Source organism: Mycobacteriales bacterium (genome assembly GCA_035690485.1).
Taxonomy (GTDB): domain Bacteria; phylum Actinomycetota; class Actinomycetes; order JAFAQI01; family DASSKL01; genus DASSKL01.
Map to the genome: position 1 here is coordinate 1 of DASSKL010000091.1, position 12,308 is coordinate 12,308.

Genomic DNA, 12,308 nt, shown 5'->3' on the forward strand with positions numbered 1-12,308 from the left:
TCAGTGGGCGGACACGTTTTGCCGCTCGCCGACTTCGGGTCCGTGTCGTTCTCCGGCGCCAGCGCCACCGACAGCAACGAGAACTCCGGCACGATCAGCGATACCGCCTGGAACGACGACGCGATCACGCTGGTCCAAAAGGGGCTCACCGCGACTCCCGGCACCCTCGCATCGAAAGGCTCGGCGTTCACGGTGGTGGTGTCGACCAGCGGCGGAGGCAGCGGCGGCGGCCATGGAGGGCACGGCAACCCGCACGGCAGCCGGTAGCGACCCGACCCGCGACGGCCACGGCGTGAGCTCGGGTACCTCGTGGGTCTCGGGCACGTCACCGACGGCGGCCAGGTCGTTGAAGCCAGCGAGCCCTCACTTTGGTTCAGCGCTGACCGTTATAGTGACCACATGGTCCGTCAACTGACCGCCACCGAAGCGAAGGCTGGGCTCCTCGCCCTTCTCGAGCAGGTCGCAGCCGGCGAAGAAGTCGAGATCACCAAGCATGGCCACACCATCGCGCGACTCGTGCCGGCGCACGGTCCTCGGTCGTTGAAGGGGAGGCTGGCCGACGTGGCCCGCTCGGCCGCTAGCGACGAGGAGCTGTTCTCCACGGGCGAGGCGTGGAACGCGTCGTGAGCACGGTGTTGCTCGACACCCACGTCGTGCACTGGTGGTCGAGCGAGCCGGAGAAGCTGAGCGGCGAAGCTACCGCGGTCATCGAAGCCGCCGACGAGCTGGCAGTCTCCGCCATCAGCTGGTTCGAGCTGGCCTGGCTTGCCAAGCACGAACGCATCGCTCTCGCCACCCCCGTGCGGAGTTGGCTCGAAGAACTGGCCCGCGACCTGCGCACCGTGGGTCTCAGCCCGGCGATCGCCGACGCGGCCGTGGCGCTGCCCTCGACGTTTCCCGGCGACCCTGCCGATCGCATCATCTACGCGACGGCGATAGAGACCGGCTGGCCGCTCGTGACGAAGGATCGCGCGTTGCGTCGTCACCGCCACCCCCGGCGAATCACGCTCTGGTGAAAGCGGTCGCCGAAGCCTGACTTCACGGCGTACGCCGTGTCCACACTGGCGCGCCACGTCCACACAGGCGCCGGGATGGCCTGTAGTCAAAGGGATGCGCTCCTACAGTGACGCCGTGACCCTCTCCCGCCCGGCGACCGTCCGGCGCGCTGTGCTGTCGGCGCTCGCGGTGTGCGCGCTGGCCATGACCGGCGCCGTCGTGGTCGACCAGCCGGCGACCCGGCTCGCCGCGGCGACGGCACGGCCGGCGGCGAGCGACTTCGCGGAGACGGCGTACGGCCAGCCTTGGGACTTCACCGATGCGGGGCAGCTGCCCTACGGCAGCAGCGTGCAGAACGTCGCCACCGGCAGCGGTGGTCTCTCCTTCACTGCGGCGAAGGGGCAGCAGCTCAGCCTCGTGCGCACCGAGCTGGGCGCGATCCCGTGGGGCCGCGACGGCAGCGCGCATCCGATCGACGCCTCGACCTACACGCGCATGTCGATCCGCATCAAGAGCGACGTCTTCAGCGCGCAGCCCGGCGTCGCGCGCGGGCAGATCTTCTGGTTCTCCTGCCCGACCATGACCCAGTCGTGCGAGGGCGGGTCGTTCTTCGACGTCACGAGCAGCGGCTGGCAGACGATCGACATGCCGCTGACCAACGCCTACAGCGGCGGTGGTTATCCGGCGGCGTGGTCCGGCGCGATCCGCCGGCTGATCCTCACCCCCAACGCCACCAGCAGCACCGCCGCGCACATGCAGGTCGCCTGGATCCGGATCTACCAGCCGGGCCAGGGCGACTACCAGGTGCAGGGCGTGCCGTCCGGCGCGACCAGCGTGACCTGGACCCGCCAGGGTGGATCCGCCGCTGACACCGGCACCATCCCGGCGAGCGGCGGCCGCGCGACGTTCCCTGCCGACGCCTACCCCGCCGGGATCTACGACTTCTCCGTCAACGGCACTGTCGTCGACACGCTTCACCTCGACCAGCGGCCGCTCGTGCACTGGCAGTCGCCCAACCAGTACGGCTGCGTCGAGTACGGCGCCAATGTCCGCGGCGACGCCTGGGACATGAGCCAGCCGACCGACGTCGCCAAGCTGCTCGACGCGAGCAACGTCTCCTACTCCGGCGGCATCCTGGCCGCCACCAACGCCGGCCCCACCCAGAACGACCCGGAGGTCTGGCTGCGGCTCGGCCCGGCGCTCGACTCCCACCGCTTCTACCGGCTGCGGATCCTGACGCGGTACGACGGATCCTTCGGTCTCGGCGGCGGCCCCGGCGGCGGCACGGTCGCGCGCGTCGTCTGGGGCACCGCGCAGTACAACACCTCCGCCACCTGGCAGGTCAGCCGCCCGATCGTCCTCTATCCCGGCTGGAACGACGTGCTCATCGACATGAGCGACCCCTACAACGGCACCAGCGACCCGAGCGCCGCCGAGTCCGTGCGCTACACCTGGAGCCAGGCCGGGCAGATCACGTTCCTGCGGTTCGACCCGAACGAAGACCCGGGCCCGCGCCGCTGGTACGTCGACTCCGTCCAGGTCTTCGGCGACTGCCCGGCCAGCGGCACGTTCCCGATCCAGCTGTCCGACACCTCCACGCAGCCGCACGGCGACGAGCAGGTGACCGTCTACGCCGACAGCTCGGGCACCCCGAGCGGCCAGCACGGCCCGCCGGTCGCGTCGTTCACCATCCCGGCCGGTACGGGCACCGGCGGGTCGGGCACCGCGAACGTCAGCGCGCTGGCGACCGGCAGCTACCGGCTGTTCGCCCAGGTGACGAACGGCTCGGCGACCGTCGGTTCCTACGCGCCCACCCCGCTGCAGGTCCGTGGCGGCGGTGCGGTTCCGCGCAGCACCACCAACGCCTGCCCACCGGGTCAGGTGCCCGCCGCCGGGTTCACCGACGTCGACCCGTCCAGCCCACACGCGCCGAACATCAACTGCGTGGTCTGGTGGCAGGTCGCGCACGGCGTGAGCTCCACGTCGTACGCCCCGGGTCTCGTCGTGCCGCGTGACCAGATGGCGGCGTTCGTCGCGCGGCTCATCCGCGCCGCCGGCGGGTCCCTGCCGTCCAACCCGCCGGACAAGTTCGCCGACGACAACGGCGACCCGTTCGAGGCCGACATCAACGCCCTCGCCGCCGTCGGCGTGGTGCAGGGCAGCGGCGGGCGCTACTACCCGTCCGCGCCGGTCGACCGCGGGTCGATGGCGGCGTACCTCGACCGCGCCTACACCGCGATCACCGGCAAGACGCTGAGCCACCCGCACGACTACTTCGCCGACGACAACGGCTCCACGTTCGAGAACGACATCAACAACATGGCCGCCGCCGGCATCACCGGGGGCTACGCCGACGGCACCTACCGGCCCGGAGTATCGGTGACCCGCGACCAGATGGCGTCGTTCCTCGCCCGCGAGCTCGACCTGCTGGTAACCAACGGCTACGCCAAGCCACCCTCCGGCTGACCTGCGGCCAGGGGCGACGGGGTCACGTTTGCGGCGTTCGAACGCAGCAAAAGTGACCCTGATCAAGGAACGCGGCGGTCGGGGAGCGTCGGCAGCCCTGATACGCCCGTTCTTCACCCGAACGGCGGGCGACGCACCGCGTGGCGAGAGGCAAGATCGGCATGCGGCGATATCAGTCCTTTACGGTGCAGTTGTCGTGACTGTGACAGGAGGGACCTGCCATGCGGCTCGGGCCGGCGCGTGCTGTCCGGCTGCTGGTGCTCGCGGTCGCGGTCGACGCGCTGTTGACCGCGGTGCTCGGCAGCGACGAGACGGGCCGCTTCCTGAGTGGGGAGACCGACGGCTCCGCACTGCTCGGGGGCGCCGGCCTCGCGCTGCTCGTGGTCCTCTGCCTGTTGCTGTGGCGGGCCGTCCGCGAGGTGACGGTGCTCAGTCATGCGGACCAGCCGGCGGAGCAGCGCCTCGACGCGATCCGGCGGCGCACGAAAGCGGTGATCTCGCGGCGTGAGATCACCGTAGCCCTGCAGCCGATCGTGTCCTTCGGCAGCGGCCGCTGGGTGGCGGTCGAGGCGCTGGCCCGCTTCGGCGACGGCCGGCCGCCCGACCTGTGGTTCGCCGAGGCCCAGGAGGTCGGCCTCGGAGTCGAGCTCGAGCTGGTGGCCCTGCACAAGCAGCTCGACCTCCTCGGCGACCTGCCGTCGGGCATCACGTTGTCGGTCAACGCCTCGCCGGCGCTGGTCCTCGACCCCCGTTTCCGGGCCGCGATCGACGGCGTCGACATGGCGCGCCTCACGGTCGAGATCACCGAGCACGCCGCCGTACACACCTACGACGAGATCCGTGACGTGCTGCTTCCGTTGCGCGAGCGTGGCCTGCGGCTGGCCGTCGACGACACCGGCGCGGGCTATGCGTCGTTCCACCACGTGCTGCGGTTGCGCCCCGACAGCATCAAGCTCGACCGTTCCCTGCTGGCCCACATCACCAGCGACCCGGCCCGGCGCGCGTTCGTGACGGCCATCGTCCTGCTCGGGCTGGAGCTGGGCGCGAGCGTGACGGCCGAGGGCGTCGAGACCCCCAGCGAGCTCGAGACGCTCGCCACCCTGGGCGTCGACTACGCCCAGGGCTTCCTGCTCGCCCGGCCCTCGACCCAGCGCGCCGACTGGCTGCGCTGGCGTTCGCGCACCTGGCTGCGGCCGGTCGACCACTTCACCCCTCAGTCGCAGCCCCGGCGGTGAAGGTCGCACTGCGACCTGGCCCTCGTGCCACGACGTTACGTCGTACGCCGCCGCGGAGATCCCTTGCGCCATGGCGATGCGCACCGCAGGTGACCTGCGGCGACCCCAGGTGCTTGGCCGGATGGGCCAGAAGCTGACCCGCCCCACCCAGGACGCCCCCGAGGATGACGAGGGGCTCTCCGCCGAGGGCGGGTTCGCCCGCACCCTCGAAGAAGGCCAGCGGCGTCTCGGGCGCAGCTGGTCGGCACTCACCGCGACGGGCGTCGTCGGCGGCATCGACGTGGCGACCGGCGTGCTCGGCCTCCTGATCGTCGAGCACGCGACCGGCAGCAAGCTGCTCGGCGGCCTGGCGTTCGGCATCGGCTTCATCGCACTGACCCTGGCCCGCAGCGAGCTGTTCACCGAGAACTTCCTCGTGCCCGTCATCGCGATCGCGGCCAAGCGGTGCACCTGGACGGCGTTGCTGAGGCTCTGGACGGGCACGGCGGTCTTCAACCTGCTCGGTGGCTGGATCGTGACCGCGCTGATCATCGAGGGGTTCCCGAACCTTCGGCCCAAGGCCGTGGAGCTCGGCAAGTTCTACGTCGACATCGGTCTGGGCTGGCGGGCGTTCGCGCTCGCCCTGCTCGGCGGTCTCGTGATCACCCTGATGACGTGGATGCAGCACACCACGGAGTCGATCGGCGGCAAGGTGACCGCCGCGGTCACCGCGGCCTTCCTGCTCGGCGCCGGATCGCTCAACCACGCGATCGTGGCCTCGTTGCTGATGTTCGCCGCGCTGCACACCGGCCACGCCGGCTTCACCTACGGCGACTGGGCGATGTCGGCCGGGTGGGCGGCCCTCGGCAACAGCGTGGGCGGCATCGGGCTGGTGACCCTGCTCCGGTTGCTCCAGGTTCCGCATCGCCTGCAGGAAGCGCGGGAGGAAGCGTAGAAAGTCCCCGGAAACACGGGTCTATCGGCGTACGATCGCCCGCGACTCACGACCGGGGAGGCTTCATGGCTGTGCGCAGCCGTCTGGTGTCCGTCGCCGCGCTCGCTGCGCTGGCCATGCCGTTCCTGCCGGGCACGGCGTTCGCCGCCAACGCGACACCGCCGCCCGCCCCCAACTTCGCCAGCCAGGCGTGCCCGCCGAGCCAGACCCCGTCGGCGGGTTTCACCGACACCACCAACGACGTCTTCCGCGACGCGATCAACTGCATCGCGGCCTACGGCGTGACGCACGGCAAGACCGCCGCGACCTACGACCCCGGAGCGGTGGTGCTGCGGGACGAGATGGCCGTGTTCCTCTCCAACTTCCTGGCCGCCACCAACAAGGGCCGCCCGCCGGGCAGCGCGCCCTGCCAGTTCGTCGACATCGGCAACCTGTCGCAGTCGATGCAGGACGCGATCTGCGCGATCGGCAAGGCCGGCATCAGCAACGGCAAGACCGACAGCGCGCACTTCGACCCGGGTGCACCGGTGCTGCGCAGCGAGATGGCCGCCTTCATCGTCCGCTCGTTCAACTACGCGATGCTGACGATCAACGCCCCCGCGGGGGCCGACTACTTCGACGACGACAACGGCTCGACGCTGCAGACCTACATCAACCAGCTCGCCTCGGTCGGCGTCGTGCAGGGGATGGTGCAGAACGGCAAGCGCGTCTACGGTCCAACGCTGAGCCTCCCGCGTGACGAGATGGCCGGCTTCCTCGCCCGCGCTCTGGAGCTCGCGATCGAGAACGGCGTCGCCGCCAGCAAGTTCCCGATGTCCACTGGCTACAACGTGGCCCCGGCCACCTCGCAGAGCGCGCCGCGCAACACCGCGGTGTCGTTCACGGCGTCCGGCATCCCGTCGGGCGCGCAGGTCGACCTGTGGCTCTTCTCCTGCGCCAACGTCAACACGACCGGCGCCAACCCGGTCTTCGCCGGCTCCGGCACGGCGTCGCAGGGCACCGTCAACGGCGTGATCAGCTCGGTCAACAACCAGGCGTTCAACCAGAGCAAGCTGATCGTCAACGTCGGCTCGAGCGGCAGCTTCACGTTCAAGGTGAGCGACTCGAGCGCCGAGTGCGTGCGACCGGTCGTCTTCAACAACGCCGACGGCGACAACGCGCTGCAGATCGACTCCGCCGGGCACCCGACCGAGACGGTCGGCATCGGCGGCACCGTCAACTTCTTCACCTCGGCGCCGGCCGGATCCGTGGCGCAGGGGTCGGTGACCAACCCGACGGCCAGCACGTTCGACCAGGGCGGCGCCGGGACCTACAGCTACGACTCCGGCGACACCTACCAGCTCCTCAACACGGCGTCGCAGACCTGCACGTCCACGACCTACGCCGACTTCCAGGCGCGGCTGTCGACCGGCGACCAGGTGACCGGCACCTACGCGCCGGGCGCGACGAGCACCTACTGCCTCAACGACGTCGCGCCGGCACCGCCGTCGACCGTGAGCGCCGCGACCAACTCCACCGACGGCGGCGTGACCGTGACGTGGAACGACTCCGCGACGGGCACGGTCGCGTCGTACGTCGTCTACCGCGCGGCAGCGACGCCGCCGCCGCAGTCGGGCAGCGCCAGCTACGCCTGCCCGGCCTACACGCCGGTTCCCGGCAGCTCGCCGCAGACGCCGCCGAGCTCGCCGTGGACGGCGGTCGGGACGGCCACCGACGGCGGCAGCAACGTGACCTACACCCTGAAGGACACCAACGCCACGTCCGGCGGGCAGCCCGCCAACCAGTACTGCTACCTCGTGTCCGCGGTCGACCAGCAGGGTCAGACCGGCACCGCCCGGGCCGCCTCGCAGAACTCGAACGGTGGCGTGCAGGCCGCGCCGACGCCGTTCGGCGGCGGCCAGGTGCACTTCGTCAACGTCTCCGAGCTGTCCCCGACCAAGTTCACGGCGGTCTACAACCGGCAGATCCTGGCGTCGTCGTGTGACCCGTCGGGGCTCGTCGACTTCGCGGTGACCTACACCAACCCGTTGAGCACGGGCACGCAGAACGCCACGGTGTCATCCGTCTCCTGCGACAACTTCGGCTCTTACACCACGAGCGGCATCAGCCCGACGACTACCTACAACCTGGGCGAGGCGGTTCTCACGCTGTCGGCCGCGGTGCCGCAGGGGTCGACGCTGACGGTGAAGGCGCAGAAGGGCGCGGACAACAACACCGTCTGCACCGACGCCTCGCAGAGCAACTGCCAGGCCGTCGGCGACAACATCGCGACGAGCCAGCCGACCGACAACAACACCCGCCCGCAGATGGCCCAGCTCGGGCTCGGCTACAACGCGAAGACGCTCTACGTCCTCTACAACGCGAACGTCAATGCGAGCACCGTCGACAGCAACGACTTCAGTGTCTCCGTCACGACCCCGGCCGGTACGACGACCGCGAACCCCCTGTCGGCGGCCCCGACCGCGAGCAACAACCGCGTCATCCTCGGGCTCACCAACGCGGTGCCGGCCGGAAGCACGGTCACCGTGAGCGCCCGGGTCGGCAGCGACGGCAACACCGTGTGCACCGACCAGACGGCCTCCAACTGCGAGCCCGCGGGTGACACGGCAGCCACGGTCACGCCGGCCTTCGCGTCGGTGACGTCGGCGGCCGGCTCCAGCCAGGTCACGATCGTCTACAACGAGAACATCAACTGCAGCACGGTCGACCTCGGCGACTTCGACATCTCCGCGGTCACCGGCTCGACGACGATCGTCACCACCCCGAAGAGCATCGACGCCTGCTCCGGCAAGACGCTGACGGTCTCGGTCAACAGCGGCCCCTACCAGAAGGGTCAGACGGTCACGGTCAAGAGCACTCTCGGCTCGGACGGCAACACCGTCTTCTCGGCGACCGACCAGAGCCAGCAGCCGGCCGGCGACACGGCGACCAGCGCCACCCTCTGAGTCCCTCTTTCGTAGTGGCCCGGCGGCATCGTGGCGCCGGGCCACCCGGATGAGCTGCCGGGCCCTCCCAGATCAGGGTTGCTCTTGCAGCGTTCGAACGCCGCAGATCTATCGCGTGGCGCAGACGAGCCGCCCGCTGGGTGAGCCGTGGCGTCGGGCGGGCCTTGGCCAGCTGGCCAGGTTTGCCTCATGCGCGGGCGGCATCCACAGATGACGGAGATCGCCTGGCCGATGAAGCGACCGACGGGCAACGTGGGGCCGTGCCCCCGCGTCGAGCACCATCTGCGTTGTGGCCGGCCCTTCTCGCCGGCCAGCAGCGCGTGGTCACGCGCGCCCAGGCTCGCTATTGCGGGCTCACCGACGCAGTCGTCAACGATCGCCTTCGTCGCGGGGTCTGGCAGCGACTGCTTCCCGGCACGCTTCTGGTCGGCCCCGGACCCGCGTCCGGCGAGCAGTGGCAGCAGGCCGCGATCCAGTACGCCGGTGAGGGTGCAGCCCTAGACAGCCTGACCGCACTGAAGATCCACGGCGTTCGGTACCTGCCGTCGACCGACGCCATCCATCTCGTGGTCCCGCACACGCGGCGGCTGGCTACCCCTGAGCGCATAGCCGTACGCCGTACCCGCCGGCCGATCCCGGTCGACCCGCGCCACGAACTGCCGGTCCTCTCGGTTCCTTACGCCTTGGTCGCGGCAGGGATCGGACGCAGCCTCAGGACCGTTCGCGCCATGACGGCAGACGCCGTGCAGCGCGGGTTCACGACCGTAGATGCGCTCGAGGTCGCCGGTGCCGCCGCCCCGCGACGAGGCAGCACACCGCTTCACCGAGCTATCGGTGATCTTGTGGCCGGCGTCAGGTCGGCACCGGAGGCGGAGTTTCGCGATCTCCTCCGTGGCCGGCTCGACATCCCGGAGCCCGAGTGGAACGTCACCTTGGCTCTCGCGGACGGCACCGTCCTGGGCTGCGTCGACGGCTACTGCCACGAGGCGGCGCTCATCCACGAGGTCGACTCGCAGGAACACCACGCTTACGCGGAGAAGCGCGAAGCGACCGAGCGGCGCCGCAGTCGGCTCACGTCCTACGGGCTGACCGTGCTCGCCTCGTCCCCGCGTCGCATCCGCGAAGACGGCCCGGCGGTCGTGGAGGAGTACGTGCGTGCCTATGGCCTGGGCCGGCTCAAAGGCCCCGTTCCCGGCATCGTTGTCCTGCGCACCCTGAGGCGGGCCGCGTGACTCGCTGTGTCGCCTCGACGGGGGTAACGCTGCAACGTTCGAACGTTGCAGAAGTGACCCTGATCAAGGAATCGGGACGGCGGGGGCCGCATCGGGTGGCCGGGGCGCGGGCGGGCCGGGTGGCGAGGGATCGGCGCGTGGGTCGGCCGCGTGAGCAGACAACCGACGCGACAAGCAACTACGCGAATCGGGCATGTTAGTCCGTTCGGGGGAAACAGCGTGGCATTCGGCCTGCCGAAGCCCTGTACGTGCCACGTCGACACCCCCGGGCGGCCACTGCTGCGCTCGCCGCAGCCACGGCCACCGTCACCCTCTCCGCCACCCTCCTGGCCGGCATCGCGAGTGCCGCCGCCGCGGAGACCCCGCAGCAGCAGGGCACGCCGGTCCACGCCGTGCTCACGCTCAAGCACGCGGGCGATGCCGCCACGGTCACGAGCTGGGCACGCCATCACGGGCTGACCGTCACCCACCGCGACGGGAGCACGCTCGTCGTCCAGGGCAGCCCGAGCACCGCGGGCAAGGCGTTCGGCACGCACATCAGCCGGTGGGCGAAGCCGCAGCGGGCCGCCGTACCCGGCGCGCTCAAGGACGCGGTCACCAGCGTCGCCGGCTTCGACAGCGTCCCGATGTTCCACCCGATGGCGATTCCCGGCGGCTACACGGGTGCCGACATCGACTCGGCGTACGCCGTCGCGCCCAGCAGCACCGCAGGCAAGGGCCTGACGATCGCCACGATCCAGTTCTCCGGCTGGAACTCCTCCGACGCCACGACCTACGCCCAGGCGGCCGGCATCAACCTCGCGCCCGGCCAGATCCAGAGCATCTCGGTCAACGGCGCGTCGACGACCACGCCCGACAACGGCGGCGACCTCGAGGTCGCGCTGGACGTGGAGGCCCTGCTCGCGGTTGCGCCCGCGGCCAAGCAGCGCGTCTACGTCACGACCAACGACTACGCGGGCTCGCTCGCCGTCTACAAGCAGATCGCGGCCGACGCCGCCAACGGCCTGGTCCAGGTGGTCTCCATGTCGTGGGGCATGTGCGAGGCCGACACCAACGCCTACACGTTGAACAACCTCGACGCCCCGATCCAGCAGATTCTCGGCGCGGGGGCGACGATGTTCGCTTCCAGCGGTGACAACGGCCCCTACGGCTGCTCCTACCCGGGGCACCAGGACACGACGTTGTCGACGGTGTTCCCGGCCTCCGACCCCAACGTCGTCGGAGTCGGCGGAACCACCCTCGACCAGACCAGCAGCGGCTGGTCGGAGACCGGCTGGTCCGGCAGCGGCGGCGGGGCCAGCACGATCTTCAACCGGCCGACCTACCAGTCGGCGATCGGCCAGAGCGGCTCCGCGCGGATGGTGCCCGACGTCTCGGCCCTGGCCGACGCCAACACCGGCCTGACCGTCTACATCGGTTCCGCCGGCGGCTGGGTACGCGGCGGCGGCACCAGCCTCGCCACCCCGCTGTGGGCGGGCACGCTGGCCGCCTCGATGTCGGCCGTGGGCCGCACCACCGGCATGGGCGACATCCACGGCAAGCTCTACTCCGCGGCGTCCACGTTCCGCGACGTCACGTCCGGGTCGACCGGGCCCTACACCGCGGGCAGCGGCTACGACATGGTCACGGGCCTCGGCAGCCCGCAGTGGTCGAAGCTCGCCCCGGCGCTCGGGATCGCGGCCTCCGCGACGAGCACCGGCGGCAGCACCGGCGGCAGCACCGGTACGAGCGGGACCACCTCGGGCAGCTCGACCCAGCCCACGTCGGGTGGGACCCAGACGACCCGCACCACCGACCCCTCGCCGACGACCAGCCCGGCGCCGACGCAGCCCGCGACCGCGCCGCGTACGACGGCCGACGCGTGCCCCTCCGGCATGGTGCCGAGCTCGCCGTTCACCGACGTGCTCGCGAACGACGTGCACCTGTCGGACATCAACTGCACCGCCTGGTGGGGCCTCGCGCACGGCACGACCTCGTCGACCTTCACGCCCGGCGGCACGCTCACCCGCGGCCAGATGGCCGGCTTCATCGCCCGCCTGGTGACCACCGCCGGCGGCCAGCTGCCGACCAACCCGCGCGACGCGTTCCCGGACGACGAGGGCAGCGTCTTCGCCCAGCAGATCGACCAGCTCGCCATGCTCGGCATCGTGCGCGGCACCGCCGACGGCCTCTACCACCCCGAGGCCACGGTCACCCGGGCGCAGATGGCGTCGTTCGTCAACCGCGCCTACAACTACGTCAACGGGGCTCCGCTCGGCCCGGCGGCCGCCGGCTTCCCCGACGTCGCGACCGGGTCGGCCCAGGCGGCCGACATCGACGACGTGGCCGGGGCAGGCATCGCGGTCGGCTACGCCGACGGCACGTTCCGCCCGTCGCAGCCGGTCACCCGCGAGGAGGTCGCGTCGTTCCTGGCCCGGCTGCTCGACCTGATGGTGACCCAGGGATACGCCACCCCGCCGAGCTCGTAACAACACCTCGCCGGGGACCGCGACACACCGAA

At 70.8% G+C, this 12,308-nt stretch carries 9 protein-coding genes; all 9 read left to right on the forward strand.

Annotated elements, in window-relative coordinates:
* On the forward strand, positions 1-267 hold a 267-nt coding region (locus tag VFJ21_13530), incomplete at its 5' end, for a hypothetical protein (GenBank protein HET7408139.1).
* Between the two features lie 132 nt (positions 268-399).
* Positions 400-627, forward strand: a complete 228-nt coding sequence (locus tag VFJ21_13535; protein HET7408140.1) for a type II toxin-antitoxin system prevent-host-death family antitoxin — start codon at positions 400-402, stop codon at positions 625-627.
* Positions 624-1,016: a PIN domain-containing protein gene (locus tag VFJ21_13540; protein ID HET7408141.1), complete on the forward strand. Its 393-nt coding sequence runs from the start codon at positions 624-626 to the stop codon at positions 1,014-1,016. Before VFJ21_13535 ends, VFJ21_13540 begins: the two co-directional genes overlap by 4 nt.
* A 115-nt stretch (positions 1,017-1,131) precedes the next feature.
* Positions 1,132-3,462: an S-layer homology domain-containing protein gene (locus VFJ21_13545; GenBank protein HET7408142.1), complete on the forward strand. Its 2,331-nt coding sequence runs from the start codon at positions 1,132-1,134 to the stop codon at positions 3,460-3,462.
* A 221-nt stretch (positions 3,463-3,683) separates the two neighbouring features.
* Positions 3,684-4,697: an EAL domain-containing protein gene (locus VFJ21_13550; GenBank protein ID HET7408143.1), complete on the forward strand. Its 1,014-nt coding sequence runs from the start codon at positions 3,684-3,686 to the stop codon at positions 4,695-4,697.
* A gap of 70 nt (positions 4,698-4,767) precedes the next feature.
* On the forward strand, positions 4,768-5,631 hold the full coding sequence (locus tag VFJ21_13555) for a formate/nitrite transporter family protein (GenBank protein HET7408144.1): 864 nt from the start codon (positions 4,768-4,770) through the stop codon (positions 5,629-5,631).
* 65 nt (positions 5,632-5,696) lie between these two features.
* Positions 5,697-8,576, forward strand: coding sequence for a hypothetical protein (locus tag VFJ21_13560; protein HET7408145.1), 2,880 nt, complete (start codon positions 5,697-5,699; stop codon positions 8,574-8,576).
* 320 nt (positions 8,577-8,896) lie between these two features.
* Positions 8,897-9,808, forward strand: a complete 912-nt coding sequence (locus VFJ21_13565; GenBank protein ID HET7408146.1) for a hypothetical protein — start codon at positions 8,897-8,899, stop codon at positions 9,806-9,808.
* A 248-nt stretch (positions 9,809-10,056) separates the two neighbouring features.
* Positions 10,057-12,276, forward strand: a complete 2,220-nt coding sequence (locus tag VFJ21_13570; protein ID HET7408147.1) for an S-layer homology domain-containing protein — start codon at positions 10,057-10,059, stop codon at positions 12,274-12,276.
* Positions 12,277-12,308 lie beyond the last annotated feature (32 nt).